Annotated in this window: 17 protein-coding genes; 10 read left to right on the plus strand and 7 right to left on the minus strand. The window is 43.9% G+C overall.

Annotated features, from left to right (window positions below):
- Positions 1–59: 59 nt before the first annotated feature.
- The 3 genes from rpmJ to RAM70_RS10305 form a co-directional block, all read right to left on the minus strand.
- Positions 60–173, minus strand: coding sequence for a 50S ribosomal protein L36 (gene rpmJ / locus RAM70_RS10295; RefSeq protein ID WP_012593611.1), 114 nt, complete (start codon positions 171–173; stop codon positions 60–62).
- Positions 174–300: 127 nt separating this feature from the next.
- Entirely contained in the window at positions 301–531 is a 231-nt protein-coding gene (gene infA, locus RAM70_RS10300; protein ID WP_002737109.1) for a translation initiation factor IF-1, read from the minus strand.
- 569 nt (positions 532–1,100) lie between these two features.
- Entirely contained in the window at positions 1,101–1,367 is a 267-nt protein-coding gene (locus RAM70_RS10305; protein ID WP_045358499.1) for a YciI family protein, read from the minus strand.
- A gap of 160 nt (positions 1,368–1,527) precedes the next feature.
- On the opposite strand from RAM70_RS10305, the gene RAM70_RS10310 reads away from it, so the two are divergent.
- Positions 1,528–2,079 carry a 2'-5' RNA ligase family protein gene (locus RAM70_RS10310; RefSeq protein WP_045358498.1) on the plus strand — a complete coding sequence of 184 codons (552 nt, stop codon included), beginning with the start codon at positions 1,528–1,530 and terminating at the stop codon, positions 2,077–2,079.
- 429 nt (positions 2,080–2,508) lie between these two features.
- Positions 2,509–3,975, plus strand: a complete 1,467-nt coding sequence (gene glcD, locus RAM70_RS10315; protein WP_045358497.1) for a glycolate oxidase subunit GlcD — start codon at positions 2,509–2,511, stop codon at positions 3,973–3,975.
- A 258-nt stretch (positions 3,976–4,233) separates the two neighbouring features.
- Here glcD and RAM70_RS10320 read toward each other — a convergent pair whose 3' ends face one another.
- Entirely contained in the window at positions 4,234–4,998 is a 765-nt protein-coding gene (locus RAM70_RS10320) for a hypothetical protein (RefSeq protein ID WP_287999959.1), read from the minus strand.
- Between the two features lie 221 nt (positions 4,999–5,219).
- Positions 5,220–5,975 carry a creatininase family protein gene (locus RAM70_RS10325; RefSeq protein WP_045358495.1) on the minus strand — a complete coding sequence of 252 codons (756 nt, stop codon included), beginning with the start codon at positions 5,973–5,975 and terminating at the stop codon, positions 5,220–5,222.
- A gap of 73 nt (positions 5,976–6,048) precedes the next feature.
- On the opposite strand from RAM70_RS10325, the gene RAM70_RS10330 reads away from it, so the two are divergent.
- The 3 genes from RAM70_RS10330 to phoU all read left to right on the plus strand — a co-directional run bounded on the left by RAM70_RS10330 (position 6,049) and on the right by phoU (position 8,959).
- The gene (locus tag RAM70_RS10330; protein ID WP_190380615.1) at positions 6,049–6,801 is read left to right on the plus strand and encodes a response regulator transcription factor; all 753 of its coding nucleotides are present in this window, start codon (positions 6,049–6,051) and stop codon (positions 6,799–6,801) included.
- Between the two features lie 47 nt (positions 6,802–6,848).
- Positions 6,849–8,141 (plus strand): sensor histidine kinase, encoded by a 1,293-nt coding sequence (locus RAM70_RS10335; RefSeq protein ID WP_312673607.1) that lies wholly within the window; start codon positions 6,849–6,851, stop codon positions 8,139–8,141.
- Between the two features lie 149 nt (positions 8,142–8,290).
- The gene (phoU, locus tag RAM70_RS10340; protein WP_045358492.1) at positions 8,291–8,959 is read left to right on the plus strand and encodes a phosphate signaling complex protein PhoU; all 669 of its coding nucleotides are present in this window, start codon (positions 8,291–8,293) and stop codon (positions 8,957–8,959) included.
- Between the two features lie 48 nt (positions 8,960–9,007).
- Here the strand turns inward: phoU and RAM70_RS10345 are convergent, their stop codons facing one another.
- A complete protein-coding gene (locus RAM70_RS10345) occupies positions 9,008–9,877 on the minus strand; it encodes an ABC transporter permease (protein WP_312673608.1) in 870 nt (289 codons plus the stop codon).
- A 312-nt stretch (positions 9,878–10,189) separates the two neighbouring features.
- On the opposite strand from RAM70_RS10345, the gene RAM70_RS10350 reads away from it, so the two are divergent.
- From RAM70_RS10350 to RAM70_RS10370, 5 genes are all read left to right on the plus strand, one after another.
- A complete protein-coding gene (locus RAM70_RS10350; RefSeq protein WP_002747620.1) occupies positions 10,190–10,666 on the plus strand; it encodes an NAD(P)H-quinone oxidoreductase subunit N in 477 nt (158 codons plus the stop codon).
- 201 nt (positions 10,667–10,867) lie between these two features.
- A complete protein-coding gene (gltX, locus tag RAM70_RS10355) occupies positions 10,868–12,310 on the plus strand; it encodes a glutamate--tRNA ligase (RefSeq protein WP_312673610.1) in 1,443 nt (480 codons plus the stop codon).
- Positions 12,311–12,588: 278 nt separating this feature from the next.
- Positions 12,589–13,671: an ATP-dependent 6-phosphofructokinase gene (locus RAM70_RS10360; protein WP_045358489.1), complete on the plus strand. Its 1,083-nt coding sequence runs from the start codon at positions 12,589–12,591 to the stop codon at positions 13,669–13,671.
- Positions 13,672–13,905: 234 nt separating this feature from the next.
- Positions 13,906–15,318 (plus strand): class I SAM-dependent methyltransferase, encoded by a 1,413-nt coding sequence (locus RAM70_RS10365; protein ID WP_312673612.1) that lies wholly within the window; start codon positions 13,906–13,908, stop codon positions 15,316–15,318.
- Entirely contained in the window at positions 15,291–16,289 is a 999-nt protein-coding gene (locus RAM70_RS10370; RefSeq protein ID WP_002759695.1) for a type II restriction endonuclease, read from the plus strand. The genes RAM70_RS10365 and RAM70_RS10370 overlap by 28 nt, the downstream gene beginning before the upstream one ends.
- A gap of 20 nt (positions 16,290–16,309) precedes the next feature.
- Here RAM70_RS10370 and ruvB read toward each other — a convergent pair whose 3' ends face one another.
- Positions 16,310–17,386 (minus strand): Holliday junction branch migration DNA helicase RuvB, encoded by a 1,077-nt coding sequence (ruvB, locus tag RAM70_RS10375; protein WP_312673616.1) that lies wholly within the window; start codon positions 17,384–17,386, stop codon positions 16,310–16,312.
- Positions 17,387–17,405: the final 19 nt, after the last annotated feature.

Here is a 17,405-nt window from a genome sequence, read left to right on the forward strand (position 1 = left end):
CAAAAACGACTACAATTAACGGTAACGATTCTCTGCCCCAAGACAGTGACTTTGGTGGATTAACCTTGTCTCTGCTTGTGTTTGGGGTTAGAACAAATTACCATGACTCGACCGCGCCGACGGATGACGCGGCACTTTTCGCACATTTTTTTGACAGACGCTCTAACTTTCATGCCTAACTATTCTGGCAACACTGCAAGCTTATTATTATATCAGATTTCTTTTACCCGTGTCACCTATTTTTTTTAAATAAATTTGGCCGCTGATTAGACTTTTTGGCTTCTTTGCCCCCATTTGTCCCTATTTTTTCTGATTTTTCAAGCGATAGGTAATTCTGCCTTTGGTTAGGTCGTAGGGGGTCAGTTCCACTTTGACTCGATCGCCGGGGAGGATTTTGATATAATTACGGCGGATTTTGCCGGATATATGGGCTAAGACGTTGAAACCGTTATCTAAATCCACCCTAAACATGGCGTTAGGCAAGGATTCGGTGACGGTTCCTTCCATTTCGATCAGATCTTGTTTAGACAAAGTTAATTCCTCAATTTCACTAGAGACAATTTAATTTAACGCTCGGCAGCATCAACCGTGCTTTTAGCACAATTCCCCCAGTATAGCTGATCAGTGATCAGTGATCACTGATCACTGATCAGATGTGAGTTTTCAGTTCACAGCAAAAAGCTCCCCATCTTCCCTCTCCCCCCGCAACGGCTCGACTGAGCATCGCCGAACGTCGCGCACGAAGTGGTCTCCCGACTCCCCACTCCCCACTCCCATCTCCCCACTCCCAGGCAGTATTAACAAGTAATATTTAGATAATCAACAGCTTAACATTGCTGTCTTTTCACTGATTACTGATTACTTTTCACTGTTCCCTGAAAAGCTCCCCACTCCCAGGCAGTATTAACAAGTAATATTTAGATAATCAACAGCTTAACATTGCTGTCTTTTCACTGATTACTGATTACTTTTCACTGTTCCCTGAAAAGCTCCCCACTCCCAGGCAGTATTAACGAGTAATATTTAGATAGTCAACAGCTTAACATTGCTGTCTTTTCACTGATTACTGATTACTGATTACTGTTCCCTGAAAAGCTAGATTATTCTACGACAATTCGCCATTCATGAAGTTCGTATTCCACACAACCATTCTCGATTAAAGGGTCGCGAACTATAATTGCTTGGGCTTCCTCAAGAGAATCGGCCTTAAATAATAACATTCCGCCGCCCCTTTCTGCCCAATAACCGGTTTTTGCTGCTCGTCCTTGGCTAATTAAATCACGCACATAGTCCTTATGGGCGCTGACATAGCGATCGAAGGTAGCTTTATCAACAATGCCTTTTTCTATCTTGACAAACCAGGTCATAAATTCTCAGTAGGCTAGGACGGATTAACAACCATATAATTATACCGATTAATCTTGGCTGTCGATGGTGCAATGTAACAGAGATATACAATTAGCTAGAGTTGTGAAAGACTGCTAGAATCGAGGTGACAGCTTCATTTCTGTAGCTTTGCTTGTTTCCATGAATCAACCCCAGGGATCTCTATTTTTTATTGCGCTTTTGCCGCCGCCGGAAGTACAGGAAATTGCCACAAAAATCAAGTTAGAGTTTGCAGAAATTTACAATAGTCGCGCCGCCCTGAAATCGCCTCCCCACGTCACTCTCCAACCCCCTTTCCGGTGGAATTTAGGAGAATTACCAGATTTAGAAAGATGTTTAGAGGAATTTGCCCGCTTGCACTCTCCTATTCCCCTAATTCTCGAGAATTTTGCCGCCTTTAAACCGCGAGTCATTTATATTAATGTCCAGAAAACCCCAGAATTATTAACCCTGCAAAAACGGCTTTTACAGCAGCTAGAATCTTCCTTGAATATCAGCGATAATACCTCAAAAAGCCGGGCTTTTGCGCCGCATTTAACCGTTGGCTTCCGAGATTTAACTAAAGATAATTTCTGGAAAGCTTGGTCAAAATATGCTAATCAAGAGCTATTTTTTGAGGTGATAATCGATCAAATTACCCTCCTAATTCATAACGGTAAGCACTGGCAAATTTATCGGCAATTTTCTCTATAATCCAGACCCTTGCAGGTTTCTGCGGGTGCATATCATTTTTGTAAATCTACTAAGTTGGGATTTTTAAGGGGAAACTCTCTACTAAAATCGGGCGTTACTTTCGATTTTATCACTCAATCCAAGCTTTTGGGGGGTTCTACCCCCCAAACCCCCCGTTGGGGGCGTGGCGCCGCCCCCAAACCCCCCGCGCATTAGTTTTTCGGTGAGATGCTTACAGACAGCTGCTGATATATCTGTAATAATTTAAAAGTCACTGATAATTGCTGATTGTCGGTATTGCTGCAAGTGCGAGATGCACCCGATTTCTACAGAGGAAGGGGTTATAGTGCTAAAATAGGAGAGAGCAGTTTTTAAAGCTTCATTTCTGGCTTTTTTGCGAAATTTTAACCTATAGAGCGATTTTATGGCGACTCCGCCGCCCTGAAACCTATGTTACTCAAAAATCCCCCGAAAATCTCCCCCAATCTGATCAAACAGCTAGAAGCGATCCTCGGTAAAGATGGTGTCATCCGTCGCAAAGATGAATTATTAACCTACGAGTGCGATGGTATCACAGGATACAGACAAAGACCTGCTCTTGTGGTACTGCCCCGCAGCACCGCAGAAATTGCGGCGGTGGTGAAACTCTGTCACGATAACGAGATTGCCTGGGTAGCGAGGGGTGCAGGAACGGGCCTATCGGGGGGGGCGTTACCCTTAGAAGAGGGGATTCTCATCGTCACGGCGCGAATGAATCAGATTCTCAGGGTTGATTTAGATAATCAAAGGGTGGTGGTACAGCCCGGGGTGATTAATAATTGGGTGACGCAAGCGGTAAGCGGGGCGGGATTTTATTATGCACCGGATCCCTCTAGTCAAATTATCTGCTCGATCGGTGGTAATGTGGCGGAAAATTCCGGCGGGGTTCACTGTTTAAAATACGGTGTCACTACCAATCACGTTATGGGCTTAAAAATCGTCCTTCCCGATGGTTCAATTATCGATGTGGGGGGTGCGGTACCGGAACAACCGGGCTACGATTTAACCGGTTTATTTGTGGGTTCCGAGGGAACTTTAGGCATTGCCACGGAAATCACCTTAAGAATCCTGAAAACTCCGGAATCTATCTGTGTTTTACTGGCTGATTTTACCAGTATCGAGGCGGCGGGCCAAGCGGTGGCGGATATTATTAAATCGGGAATGATTCCGGCGGGGATGGAGATTATGGATAATCTCAGTATCAACGCCGTGGAAGACGTGGTGGCTACCGGCTGTTATCCCCGGGATGCCGAGTCAGTTTTATTAGTGGAATTGGATGGTTTAGGGGTAGAAGTAGCCAGGAATAAACATCGGGTTGCCGAGATTTGCCGTCAAAATGGGGCGAGAAATATCACCACGGCTAATGATGCCGAAACCCGCTTTAAACTCTGGAAGGGCAGAAAAGCGGCTTTTGCGGCGGCGGGGAAAATTAGCCCTAATTATTTTGTGCAAGATGGGGTGATTCCCCGCACTCAATTGGTGTATGTTCTTCAGGAAATTAAGGCTTTAAGTGAAAAATACGGTTATAAAATCGCCAATGTTTTCCACGCTGGGGATGGCAATTTACACCCGTTGATTCTCTACGATAACAAGGTAGAGGGGGCTTGGGAAGAAGTGGAGGAATTAGGCGGTGAAATTCTCAAGCTTTGTGTGCGGGTTGGGGGCAGTTTATCGGGGGAACATGGTATCGGCATCGATAAAAATTGTTATATGCCCGCCATGTTCAACGAGATTGACTTAGAAACTATGGGCTATGTGCGGGATTGCTTTAATCCCAAGGGTTTGGCTAACCCGGGGAAATTATTCCCCACCCCGCGCAGCTGTGGGGAAGCCGCTAATGCGAAAATACAAGGCTTTGCGGGGGTGGATGTGTTTTAGGTTATTGGTAATACCAATTTTCTAAACTAGCGGCAGAGATGGCTAGTTAAAAAAGGCAATAGGCAATAGGCAAGAGGCAAAAGGGGGAATAAATAATCAGTTTTTAATAACAGAATTTAGTATACAGCGTTTCTCAGATAGATGAGGTTCGTTCTTGCGTCTAAAACACTTGATTAGCAAGGATTACTCTGTGCTTCACCTTTACGAGAAAGGCTGTAAGTATTGACTGATGACTGATGACTGATGACTGATGACTGATTACAGTCCAGCTTGGGGTCCTAGGGGCAGATTGATATTAGAGGGGAAAACTGGGACTTGTCTTTCCAGAAAACGCTGGGTGACTAATTCTCGGAACATCTCTAGATCTTTTTGCCATTGTCCCAGATATTGTTTGAGCAGATTTAATCGATCGCTGCCCTCGGCCAGATTATAGTTAAAGTTACCGGCAAATAATAGCGCCGCTAAGGTTTGGCCATCGGGTAATTGCAATTTTGCCTCGTTAATCGCCACGGATAGCTGAGAGGTTTCTAACTGATAAAGTAGATTGATGCCGGCTTGTAGGGGGGCTGTACCGAAATTGTGCCAGGGACCGGGGGCCAGAAGAGTTTCGGTGATGTATTTTTGAGCGGCATCGGGACTACTAGGGAGAGGAACAATGCTTTTCGGGGCGATACTCAGGGCTTGATATTCGGCTAAAGGGAGTTTATCTAGATATAAACCAACAATTTCTGGCAGTTTCAGTTTCAGGCGATCGGGAGAGTTAATTATCTCCACAAAGGTAATTTTCCGGGGTTGGGCGACGATGCTGATACCATTTTGAAAATTAACTTGAGCGTAATTAGGATTGAGTACCGGCTGGCCATTCAATTCCCAGTCGGGGGGAACTATTCCCGAATATTTGAGGAAATCAACCGTTAGCATGGCGGGATTGAGGCTTTTGGCTGTAATTGCGATGGCAAGTTCTTGTATTTCCCGCAAACTAGCCAGTGGTTGATTGGAGTTATTGTCAGTGAGGGCAATCATCAATTTTCTCCTTGCATATTTAAGTTTTCTTTCTAAGCAGGTGGGTGTTAAAAACTGTCAGATACCCCCCTTATTAAGGGGGGATTAAGGGGGGATCGGCACCCCCCTTATTAAGGGGGGATTAAGGGGGGATCAAAGACAAAATCTATCTTCAATTTAATTGAAACCAGTTACTTAGGGCTACAGTTAAATTATTCCGGGTCTCGGAGGCCTAGTCACTATCACTCGGACAAAGGACAAGAGAGCCATTCCAGATAAGTATTACTCAATTCTTTCACAGCTAATTCATAGAACCTCTGACCGTGTTCGGGAGTCGCTAAAGCAGGATTGGACCCAATACGACCATCGGGGTAGTTTTGGCGAAAATTAGCCGCACCGTAAATACCATGACCAGAAGCCACTTTTTCCGATAAAAAGGCGTTTTTAAGGCTCTCAGGGTAAAGATACTGAGTTAACGCCACTTCGCTCGGTGTAGCGTGGGAACCCTCCTGATCTCCATACAATTCTTTGGCTAAAAGATAAACTTCTCGCACCATAAACCAATTGGCCACTTGACATTTAACCTCGTTTGTGTTAGGCAAATTGAGGGAATCCAAATGATAATAGGTTTCCGAAAAAGCGGCTTTTAGGGTGGCAATATTGCCCCCGTGACCATTAATAAAGAAAAATTGACGAAAACCCGCTCTAGCTAAACAAGTCACATAGTCGAGGATGACTTGAATCAAAGTGCTAGGACGAAGGCTAATCGTACCGGGAAAAGCCGTGTGATGTAGGGCCATACCGACATTTAAGGTGGGTGCTACCATTGCTCGTACCTGTTTCCCCACTCCTTTAGCGATCGCCTCAGCACATAGAGCATCTGTACCAATTAGTCCCGTCGGCCCGTGTTGTTCCGTGGAACCAATGGGAATAATAATTCCCTGAGATTGTTCTAGATAGGATTCCACCTCTAACCAGGTAGATAACTGTAATAACATTCGGCTCTACCCCCCAAAACGAGTGCCGGTTGACAAATTGAGATAAAATTAGGACGAATAATCAAGTATTTTTATGTTAACCCTTGACACCCCCCCCTTGTCGGCGAGTACGGATTTCGTTCCCAATCATCGGATTTTAATCGTTGAAGACGAAGAAGTGATTCGGGATATGATTATTTTGGCTTTGGAAGAAGAAGGTTACGAGGCGCTCGGTGTTAGTGATGGTCGCGTTGCCCTAGAATTACTGCAAAGTCAAGAATCTAATCACGGTGAGTCTCGTTTTGATTTGGTCGTTTTGGATTTAATGTTACCCCAAATCAACGGTCTTGATATCTGCCGTCTGTTGCGCTATCACGGCAATATTATCCCGATTTTAATTTTAAGTGCTAAGGCCAGCGAAACCGATCGAGTTTTGGGTTTAGAAGTGGGTGCCGATGATTATCTGACTAAACCTTTTAGTATGCGCGAATTAGTCGCTCGTTGTCGCGCTCTCATTCGTCGTCAAGGATTTACTTCCCTAGCTGCCGCTCCCGTGCGAAAATTCCGCGATGTTCTTCTCTATACCCAGGAATGTCGGGTGACGGTGCGAGATGAAGAAATTAACCTTTCTCCTAAAGAATTCCGTCTCCTCGACCTATTTATGAGTTATCCGCGCCGAGTTTGGTCAAGAGAGCAATTAATTGAACAAATTTGGGGGCCAGATTTTTTAGGAGACACCAAAACCGTCGATGTTCACATTCGCTGGTTACGCGAAAAACTAGAAATCGATCCCAGTCAACCGGAATACCTGATTACTGTACGCGGTTTCGGTTATCGTTTTGGCTAGGTGAGCGATTATATTTTCAAGTTTAGCGATCGCCGCTTTCTGGGATAATGACTATTTTCGCTTTTATTTTCGGAGTAGTTTTAGGTTTGAGTATTTGTTATTGGCAAGTCTCACGCTTAAATAGAGAGTTAAAGCGAAACCTAAGCGCTCTCTCGGATTCGGTGGATTTGTCGGCCTCTTTTCCCGTTACCTCCCTAGTGCGTCGAGAATTACAGTTTCTCTCCCAAAGTCTGCAAGAGCGAGAAAAGAGTTTAGAAATTCAGAAATCCTTGCTAGAAATAGCGCCGATCGCCTATCTTCATATAGATGCCGATAATCAACTGCTCTGGTGTAATCAACAGGCAATTACCCTCTTAAAACTCGATCGCTGGCAGCCAGATCAGGTACGTCTGCTGCTGGAATTAGTGCGTTCCTACGAATTAGATCAATTAATTCAAGAAACTCGCCAAAAACAGAGTCCACAGGTGCAAACTTGGACTTTTTACCCGACTAATTATCCTGTCACTCCCATTAGCGATCGCCAAGTGATTGCTCCTAAATCGATTGCCTTGAAGGGTTACGGTTATCCCTTGCCAGAAGGTGAAATCGCTGTATTTATCGAAAATAGACAGCCTTTAGTGGAATTATCGCAAAATCGCGAGCGAGCTTTCTCTGACTTAACCCACGAGTTACGCACTCCCTTAACCTCCATTTCTCTCCTCACCGAAGCTTTACAAAAACGCCTGCAAGCTCCCGAAAGACGCTGGTTAGAACAAATGGGGAAAGAAGTGGAGCGTTTGAGTCAATTAGTCTGCGATTGGCTAGAAATCAGTGAATTACAAGCGGATGCGGGGCGATCTTTACAATACCAGATAATTAATCTAGAGGAATTAATCAGCGCTGCTTGGCAGACTGTCACCCCTTTAGCCGCCCAAAAACAGATTAGCTTAGATTATTCCTCTCCGGTGGATTGGACGCTGGAAGTGGATCATTCTCGTCTGCTGCAGGTTTTCCTGAATCTCTTTGATAATGCCATTAAGTATAGTCCCGATCAGGGGAAAATTCGCCTAGAAATTCGGGAAATATCCGATACTATCGGGAAAAAATGGCTGAGAATTGACGTTATCGACAACGGTAAAGGATTTAATGAAGCGGATCTGCCCTACGTTTTCGATCGCCTCTTTCGTGGTGATCCTTCCCGCACCCGTCAAAAACAAGGCAGCAAGGATCATAGTACCGGTTTAGGTTTATCGATTGCCAAAGAGATTATTCAAGCCCACGGTGGTTCGATCGTCGCTCAAAATGATCCTAACACCGGTGGCGCTCGCCTACAAGTCACTCTCCCCCGTCAAAAAAATTAGGTGGGAATTATGAATTATGAATTATGAATTATGAATTGGGGAGAGGGGAGAAAAAATTCTGTCAAGTTCTCTAGACAACTGTGCAAAATCTAAAATTTTCTTGTTATGACTGTAGAGAAAGAGTAGTTTTATGTTAAGCGAATCCGACCGTGAGCCTATCCAAAGAAACCAATCATCCCGATCGCACCTATTTCGCTCGTTCTCTCCAGCGATTGGAGCAGGATGTGCTGAGAATGGGAACCTTGGTCGAAGAATCCTTTCGTCTTAGCCATCAATCCCTCTTTGCTAGGGATTTGGAAATGGCGAAAAAAATCGCCCCCCTCGATAAGGAAATCGATCGCTACTATCGTCAAATCGAGTTAGATTGTGCCACTCTCATGACTCTACAGGCTCCCGTAGCCCAAGATTTGCGGCTTTTAAGTGCTTTTATGCAATTAGTGCGCGATTTGGAACGGATCGGCGATTATGCCAAGGATTTAGCCGAAATAGCACTCAAGTTATTCGCCTATACTCCTCATGATTGTATGAGTGAGATCGAGGCTATGTCCCACCATGCTCAGTATATGTTAGCCACGAGCCTGGTTGCTCTGGCCGACCTCGATCAAGAAGCGGGTTCAAAGGTCAAAGAACTAGATAATACGGTCGATCGAGCCTATGATTATCTCTATCACACTCTCGCCCATCAAAGAGATATCAAGGGTGTGGTGGAACCAATCCTGCTGATGGCTTTACTAATCCGTCATCTGGAACGCATGGCCGATCACGCCACCAATATCGCCCAAAGGGTATCCTACATTGTTACTGGACAGAGAGGCTGAGGGTGCGGGGGTCCTGAGTTGATTTCCCCCGAACTCTGACCCTCGCTTTTAGCGTTTACGACTCAGGGGGTTTACAATTTCACTTAACCCCTCTCCCAAGAGGGATAAACCCACCACCATCGTGGTCATCGCTAATCCGGGGAATAAAGTGGTCCACCAGATGCCTGTAGATAAATCCGCCAAAGCTTCCTTGAGATCATGACCCCATTCCGGCACTTCTTCTGGTAATCCTAAGCCTAAAAAGCCTAAACCGCCTAAAACCAGGATCGCATCCGCTGCGTTGAGGGTAAAAAGAACCGGGACACTTTGGACGACATTAAAAAAAAGATACTTTGATAATATACGACCCGGTGTAGCCCCGATCGCTCGTGCCGCTTCGATAAATAACTCATTTTTGACGCTGGCGGTTTGATTTCTGACCACGCGAAAATATTGAGGAATATAGGCAATGCTAACAGCGATGGCTACATTGACGATACCACGACCCAAAACGAAGGCCAGAGCCACCGATAATAATAACCCCGGCAAGGTGTAGAGGGTATCCATGAGAAAGAGGAGAACGCGATCGATCTTACCCCCCAAATAACCGCTAATTAACCCTAAAGGAACCCCGATGACTAAAGATAATCCTGTGGCCAAAAATACCACGGACAAGGCCGCCCGGGCCCCGAATAGGGTGCGGGAAAAGACATCGTAACCGCGCACATTCGTCCCGAACCAATGGGCGGAACTGGGGGTTTGTAGGGGATAATTGCTTAAAATGTCGGTTGGATCCTGAATCAGGCCGATCGCTTGCAGAAGGGGCGAAAACAGGGCAATCAGGATAAAAATAATTGTCAATACCAACCCAACCCCTAGGAGCTTAGTAGTTAGGTTGGGTTTCAGAAAAGGATCGATCGGCAATTTAACAGGAGTCATCGACAAAATTTAGCCATTGCATAGAACGCTAATTGTAGAAGACAAGGCTAACCTGAGACAAGAGCAGTGTTTTTTTCAGACAGCCGGGGCCGAAACGACCATAAACCAGAGCAAGACTGCTAAAGCTAAAACAGTTAGTTTAATCAGGATATAAAGCAGTCCGTTGGGATAAAGGAGATCGTGAAACATATTGCCTCCTTGGGAGAGTAGCGATTGTCTCTCTCTATCTTTGATCTTAAGTCTTTCTTTGTTCAGCTGACGCACAACTTAACAAAACGTGCGATTATAGGGAAAAAGATTTTTTTACTAGCTATGGCACTACTGACCACAGGAAAACCATTTATTCGCGATCTGGAACAATACGGCGCTTTAGGTGTTTACGCACCCTTAGAAGGAGGTTACGAGGGACGCTATCAAAGACGTTTACGGGCCACCGGTTACAATGTCCTGCATATCACCGCTAGAGGTCTGGGCGATTTAAGTGCCTATCTTACTGGCATTCATGGAGTCCGTCCCCCCCATTTAGGTAAAAAAAATATTGGTCGGGAAGCAGCCGTGGGACCGGTTTATTTTATTCCTCCCATTGCTACCTATCAATTGGAAAATTTACCCCCCAAATCTAAAGGTTTAGTGATTTGGATTATTGAAAGTTTTGTTTTATCCTCGGAAGAAAAACAATACTTAATTAATCTTAGTCAACAGGAACCCCGGTTAAAATTTGTCCTCGAATTGGGTGGGGAAAGATATTTCCGTTGGCAACCTTTGAGCAAATCTTTAATCGCTGCCTAAATTACCGAAATAACACGGTTATTTAAATATCTCATCCTCAAACCCTCTCCCCGGAGAGGGAAACTTCATTTATTGAGAGTTTGTTGTTCATCCCTCACCCTTTGGTAGCTATTCATTTAATTTTCTTAATTTTGCCAGTTGGCCTAGGTGAATTTGCCATAACATGGGATATCGTTGCCGCAAAAACCTAGGAGTTAGATCGTGACAGTAAGAGTTCGTATTGCCCCCAGTCCCACGGGAAATTTACACATTGGAACAGCGCGCACAGCCGTGTTTAACTGGCTTTTTGCCCATCATCACCAGGGTAAATTTATCTTGCGCGTGGAAGATACAGATTTAGAACGTTCTCGACCAGAATATACGGAAAATATTCAAGCGGGCCTACAATGGTTAGGACTGAATTGGGATGAAGGTCCTTTTTTTCAAACTCAACGTCTTAATTATTATCGTCAGGCTATTCAAACTCTGCTCGATCGAGGTTTAGCCTATCGTTGTTATTGTACCCCGGAAGAATTGGAAAAAATGCGGGAAGAACAAAAAGCCCGCAATCTTGCCCCCCGTTACGATAATCGTCACCGTTATCTCACCCCCGAACAACAAGCGCAATTCGAGCAAGCGGGGAGAAAAGCAGTAATTCGTTTTATTATTGACGATGATCGAGAAATTATTTGGCAGGATTTAATCCGGGAAAAAGTCATCTGGAAAGGTAGTGATTTAGGTGGCGATATGGTGATCGCTCGTACCTCGGAAAATGCCGAGGAAAACTTCGGTCAGCCTCTTTATAATTTAGCGGTAGTTGTTGATGATATCGATATGGAAATTACCCATGTTATTCGTGGGGAAGATCACATCGCTAATACGGCTAAACAAATTCTTTTATACGAAGCTTTGGGGGCAAAAGTGCCGGAGTTTGCCCACAGTCCTTTGATCTTAAATCAGGAGGGTCGCAAGTTATCTAAACGGGATGGAGTCACTTCGATCGATGATTTCCGAAAACTGGGTTTTCTGCCGCAAGCTTTGGTTAATTACATGACTCTCCTCGGTTGGACTCCTCCCGATTCCACTGAAGAAATTTTTACCCTTGAAACGGCCGCAGAAGTGTTTAGTTTAGAACGGGTAAATAAAGCGGGGGCAAAATTTGACTGGACTAAACTGGATTGGATTAATAGTCAATATCTCCATCGTTTAACCGGTGAGGAATTAGTGCCTTTACTTCTCCCTTACTGGCAAGAAGCAGGGTATAATTTTGATGCTGAAACCGATCGAGCTTGGTTGATCGGTTTGGCTACTCTCATCGGTCCGAGTTTAACTCGATTAAGCGATGCTGTCGCTGAAAGTCGCTTACTTTTAACCCCTCTGGCTAATTATAATCAGGAGGCTTTAAGTCAATTACAATTAGAGGGAGTTAAGGATATTATCAAGGATATTCTCGCCGCTATTACTCCCGATTTGACCGGAGAAGCTGCTAAGGGAATTGTTGAGACAACAACTAAAGCCCATCGGGTTAAAAAAGGTCTGGTGATGAAGTCTCTACGCGCCGCTTTGATGGGGGAGTTACACGGTCCTGATTTAATGCAGTCTTGGCTACTTCTCAATCAAAAAGGTTGGGATATATCCCGTCTTCAGCAAGCAGTAAATAGTTAAATTGATCGGCTATCAGTTATCAGAAAATTTCTCGTATATTAGGGTTGACAAATGCCCTAAGATTGCTATATACTTTCTAGTATAATGGGAATCCGTGTCGCCCTGCATACCCTGCTCGTGTCGGTCAAACTCTCTGGTAGAGGGACTGAGGGGATAGGGTCTGATTTTTCGATTTTTTCCCCTAGCTGTCAGGGACGATCTAGAAACTTTCTTAATTTTTAGGCATTATCCGCAACTTTTCCCTAAATATAGATTTGTTAATCTCCTGACAAAAAGCTATGGGTGAAAAAAAACGAATTGGAATTCTCACCAGTGGTGGTGACTGTGCGGGTTTAAATGCCGCCATTCGTGCCGTTGTCCACCATGCCAGTGGCAATTATGGCTGGGAAGTGGTGGGTATTCGAGAAGCAACGAACGGATTAGTTAGCCGTCCCCCCAAAACCACTATCTTTGATATTGAAGGAGTCGATCGCCTGTTGGTGATGGGAGGAACAATTCTCGGTACTACCAATAAAGGGGATCCCTTCGCTTTCCCGATGCCGGATGGAACCCTGATCGATCGCTCTCAGGAAATCATTGACGGCTATCATAGTCTGGGACTGGATGCCCTGATCGGCATCGGTGGCGATGGTAGTCTGGCGATTTTGCGCCGTATTGCCCAACAGGGAGGCATTAATCTGATTGGTATCCCCAAAACCATCGATAATGATGTGGGAGCTACAGAAGTCTCCATCGGCTTCGATACAGCTACTAATATCGCCACAGAGGCCCTCGATCGCCTCCATTTTACCGCCGCTAGTCATAACCGGGTGATGATTCTAGAAGTTATGGGTAGAGATGCCGGCCATATCGCCCTGGCTGCCGGTATTGCGGGGGGGGCCCATATCATTCTCATTCCCGAAATTCCCTACCGATTAGAGAAGATCTGCGAGAAGATCCGGCAACGGCAGCGTCTGGATAAACAGTTTTCTCTGATTATTGTCTCCGAGGCTGTGCGTACCGAAACTGGCAATCGCCTAGTGCAAAAGGAAGCCCTAGGGGAAGATCGTCTCGGGGGTATCGGTCGCTATTTAGCCGAAGAAGTTGCCAGGGAAACCGGGGCCGAAACGAGAGTGACTTTCCTGGGCCACATTCAACGGGGGGGTATTCCTTCTCCGATGGATCGCTTACTGGGGGCGGCTTTTGGCGTGGCGGCCGTGGATCTGATCGCCCAGGGAGAATTCGATCGCATGGTGGCCTGGCAAAATCGGCAAGTGGTCAGTGTTCCCATTGAGGAGGCGATTAAAACCTATCGCGTCGTCGATCCCGAAGAAACTTTAGTCAAAACCGCCAGGGGTTTGGGTATTTGTCTAGGGGATTGAGATTAAATCTAGGGGAATCGGTGCGAGAATTAACCCTTAAGTAGGTAGGTGTTAAAAACGATCAGTTCCCCCCTTATCAAGGGGGGATTAAGGGGGGATCGAACCTAAAATCTATCTTCAATTTAATTATAACCAGCTACTTAAGTATCGCCCTTTCCCCACCGATTAAAATTACCCCTCAAATAAAGATAAACTCTGATAATTATTTTTCGGCAATTTCGCCAGTAAACCTAAATGATTAATAGTTCAGTTAATCTAGCAGAAAGATTGTTAGAAATTAACAATCTTGATCGAGAATTATTTAATTATTTTCAAGACAAATTACTTTATTCTGAGCAATTATCTCGTACCCTAGTGAGTTTTCAAGGTAATAAGAACCAACCGGTTTATCGCTGGTATAAATATAAAGAGGGTTTTTCCGTTGATCTGATAGTTTATCTTCTAGAAAAATATGGTATCAAACAAGGAAAAATACTAGACCTTTTCGCCGGCAGCGGAACAACTTTGTTTGCGGCGGCGGCCAGGGGTTTATCAGCAGATGGAATAGAACTATTGCCGATTGGACAGGAATTAATTATTACTAGACAAATTTTAGAAAATGGCTTAAATAGTGATGATATACATCGTCTAGAGTACTGGTCTAACCATAGCCTTTGGCAACAGGTAGATTACAAAGTTAAGTTATTAGAATTACCAATTACTCAAGGAGCATATCCCCAAGAAAATCAGGCTTGTATAGAAAGTTACTTAGGGTTGATTGCCCAAGAGAATGAGCGAGTGCAAGCGATCTTAAAATTTGCCTTACTTTCTATTCTCGAATCAATTAGCTATACTAGAAAAGATGGTCAATACCTCCGTTGGGATTATCGTTCTGGTAAACAACAGGGCAAAAATATATTTGACAAAGGAAAAATTTTAGACTTTAAAATTGCCCTACATAGCAAGTTACGAGAAATTCTCGCAGATTTAGAGCCTAGTCAGCAACAATTGGAACTTTTTTCTAGAGATTATCCTCGGGGAAAAATTCAACTATATCAAGGTTCTTGTCTTGAGATTTTGCCAGAGATTTCCTCAGAAAAATACGATTCTATTATTACTTCTCCTCCTTATTGTAATCGCTATGATTATACTCGTATCTACGCTTTAGAATTGGCTCTATTGGGAATAGATCAACTACAATTAAAACAATTACGTCAACAAATGCTTAGTTGCACTGTTGAAAATAAACCCAAAGAGTTACTAAAAATAAATGAACATTGGTCGCCAGCCATTGCCATAACTGATCGTCAAAAATTATTAGAGAGTATCCTGGGTTATTTAGAGGAATTAAAATCAAGCAAGGCCTTAAATAACCATGGTATTCCTCGGATGATTAGAGGGTATTTTCTGGAAATGTCTTGTCTAATTTATGAATGCTTTCGGGTTATGAAATCCTCGGGTATTTTCTGTATGATTAATGATAACGTGCGCTATGCGGGAGCTAGTATTTCTGTAGATTTAATTTTGTCAAAAATTGCCGAAGAAATTGGATTTAAAGTAGAAAATATTTTAGTAGTTCCTCAGGGAAAAGGTAATAGTAGTCAGCAAATGGGATGTCATGGTAGAGAATCTTTAAGAAAATGTATTTATGTGTGGAGAAAGCCTTAATGGAAAAACCCTATCTCTTGCATTTAAACCAAAGTTGTGATTTGGAGACTACCTATGAAGCTATCCGTTCAGGATTTATTGCTCTAGCCTTAGAAAAAAATCAGAGAGCTACTCCTTTAATTGCAGAAGCAAGAACCTTAAAAATTATTGCACAAACCGTAAACAATCCTAGAGATTTACTAAACATCCCAGATATTCAAGCGGCTTTATTAACTGCATCGGGAATTTCTGATAAGGCTAAAAATTATTTACATTCCCAAGACAAGGTAGAAGCAATTCAAGAATTAATTGTCAATTTTCTGGAACCTGCGGGGACTAATTTTGTCGAGGAGTTAGTCTATAGATTTCTATTGATTCGGGGTGACACTTTAGGAGGAATCATGAGAAACGCGGGTGGCTCCTTAGCTCAAAGTAAATTTACTCGTTCTCTATTAGCAACTTTAAGAGTAGCAGGGATTGCTTATGATTGGCTCAATTCTAGTAATAATCAATGGAGAGAAGCTGAAGAAATGACACCTAATCTAGAAATCTTGGTTAGAGGTGTTAGCTGGTTAAATAACAGCCAACCAAGAACAATAATTTATAATGTCAATGTTCCCATTGTTAATAACAACAATATTGATTTGTGCCTTTTAAAATGTGATTCGACGCAATTAGCTAATCAAAAAATCAAAAAACAAACCTTACAATCTGCTGATTTATACATTGCTTTGGGAGAATTGAAAGGTGGGATTGATCCCGCAGGAGCAGATGAACATTGGAAAACTGCTCGTACTGCTTTGCAGAGAATTGATGATGCTTTTAGAAAAATCTCTAAGCATCCTTATACTTTTTTTATCGGCGCTGCTATTGAAACAAAAATGGCTAGGGAAATTTATCAGCAATTAGAGACGAAAAAACTCACCAATGCCGCTAACTTAACCAATGATAATCAACTGGTTTCAATTATGCGTTGGCTATGCCATCTTTAACCTAGTTAGGGTCTAGAAAACTACAACTCAAACAAAGGTAAACTCTGATCCTTATTTTTCGGCAATTTCGCCAGTAAACCTAAATGTTCGTAGGCGGCAGCCGTCACCACGCGACCCCGGGGAGTACGATTGAGATAACCTATTTGTAATAAATAAGGCTCATACACCTCCTCGATCGTCTTGGCATCTTCTCCCGTGGCTGCCGCTACCGCTTCCAATCCCACGGGTCTGCCTTGAAACTGTTCGATCATCGTCTTTAATACTAATCGATCGGTCCAATCTAAACCCATAGAATCCACATTTAATTGATTTAATCCCTCAGCGGCTAACTGGGGGGTAATCATAGTTTCTCCCTTCACCTGCACATAGTCGCGCACCCGTTTTAATAAACGATTGGCAATGCGTGGAGTTCCCCGACCGCGACGGGCAATTTCGATCGCACCCGCTTCAGTCATGGGAATATTAAAAATAGTGGCACTTCGGAGAATAATTGTGGTCAATTCCTCGACTGTATAGAAGCGCAGACGTTGAATCATGCCAAAACGGTCGCGCAAAGGCGAAGTTAAAGAGCCAACTTTGGTAGTAGCACCGATTAAAGTAAAGGGAGGTAAAGAAATACTGCGAATTTTCGCCGCTTGACCCTTGCCAATCGTCACATCTAGGCGATAATCCTCCATCGCGGGGTATAATAACTCCTCCGTTACCCGATTCAGTCGATGAATTTCGTCGATAAAAAGAATATCCCGGGGTTGAAGATTGATCAGGATGCCGGTAATGTCCCGGGGACGCTCTAAAGCGGGGGCGGCAGTAATGCGGCAATTTACTCCCATCTCAGCCGCTAAAATTAAAGCCATGGTGGTTTTTCCTAACCCCGGCGGTCCGTAGAAGAGCAAATGATCGATCGCTTCTTGTCTAGCTTTGGCCGCGGCGATGGTGACTTTTAGATTAGCCTTTAAGTCCTGTTGACCGATATAATCCTCTAGGGATTGCGGACGAATCTGCGCTTCTGCTTTTTCCGTTTCTTCTATAGTGGGATTGGGAGTGAGCAGATTTTCCTCGGCAGCCGGGGGGGAATTGTGCGATCGTTTGATGGCCATTGTTACAATCAAGAGTCTA

The organism is Microcystis wesenbergii NRERC-220 (assembly GCF_032027425.1).
GTDB lineage: Bacteria > Cyanobacteriota > Cyanobacteriia > Cyanobacteriales > Microcystaceae > Microcystis > Microcystis wesenbergii_A.

What these genes read in the sequence shown, in the direction of transcription:
- rpmJ (WP_012593611.1), bottom strand. Translation starts at nt 173, where the DNA reads ATGAAAGTTAGAGCGTCTGTCAAAAAAATGTGCGAAAAGTGCCGCGTC.
- RAM70_RS10360 (WP_045358489.1), top strand. Translation starts at nt 12,589, where the DNA reads ATGGGTGAAAAAAAACGAATTGGAATTCTCACCAGTGGTGGTGACTGT.
- RAM70_RS10365 (WP_312673612.1), top strand. Translation starts at nt 13,906, where the DNA reads ATGATTAATAGTTCAGTTAATCTAGCAGAAAGATTGTTAGAAATTAAC.
- RAM70_RS10335 (WP_312673607.1), top strand. Translation starts at nt 6,849, where the DNA reads ATGACTATTTTCGCTTTTATTTTCGGAGTAGTTTTAGGTTTGAGTATT.
- ruvB (WP_312673616.1), bottom strand. Translation starts at nt 17,386, where the DNA reads ATGGCCATCAAACGATCGCACAATTCCCCCCCGGCTGCCGAGGAAAAT.
- RAM70_RS10325 (WP_045358495.1), bottom strand. Translation starts at nt 5,975, where the DNA reads ATGTTATTACAGTTATCTACCTGGTTAGAGGTGGAATCCTATCTAGAA.
- RAM70_RS10350 (WP_002747620.1), top strand. Translation starts at nt 10,190, where the DNA reads ATGGCACTACTGACCACAGGAAAACCATTTATTCGCGATCTGGAACAA.
- RAM70_RS10305 (WP_045358499.1), bottom strand. Translation starts at nt 1,367, where the DNA reads ATGACCTGGTTTGTCAAGATAGAAAAAGGCATTGTTGATAAAGCTACC.
- RAM70_RS10345 (WP_312673608.1), bottom strand. Translation starts at nt 9,877, where the DNA reads ATGACTCCTGTTAAATTGCCGATCGATCCTTTTCTGAAACCCAACCTA.
- glcD (WP_045358497.1), top strand. Translation starts at nt 2,509, where the DNA reads ATGTTACTCAAAAATCCCCCGAAAATCTCCCCCAATCTGATCAAACAG.
- RAM70_RS10310 (WP_045358498.1), top strand. Translation starts at nt 1,528, where the DNA reads ATGAATCAACCCCAGGGATCTCTATTTTTTATTGCGCTTTTGCCGCCG.
- RAM70_RS10320 (WP_287999959.1), bottom strand. Translation starts at nt 4,998, where the DNA reads ATGATTGCCCTCACTGACAATAACTCCAATCAACCACTGGCTAGTTTG.
- RAM70_RS10330 (WP_190380615.1), top strand. Translation starts at nt 6,049, where the DNA reads ATGTTAACCCTTGACACCCCCCCCTTGTCGGCGAGTACGGATTTCGTT.
- RAM70_RS10370 (WP_002759695.1), top strand. Translation starts at nt 15,291, where the DNA reads ATGTATTTATGTGTGGAGAAAGCCTTAATGGAAAAACCCTATCTCTTG.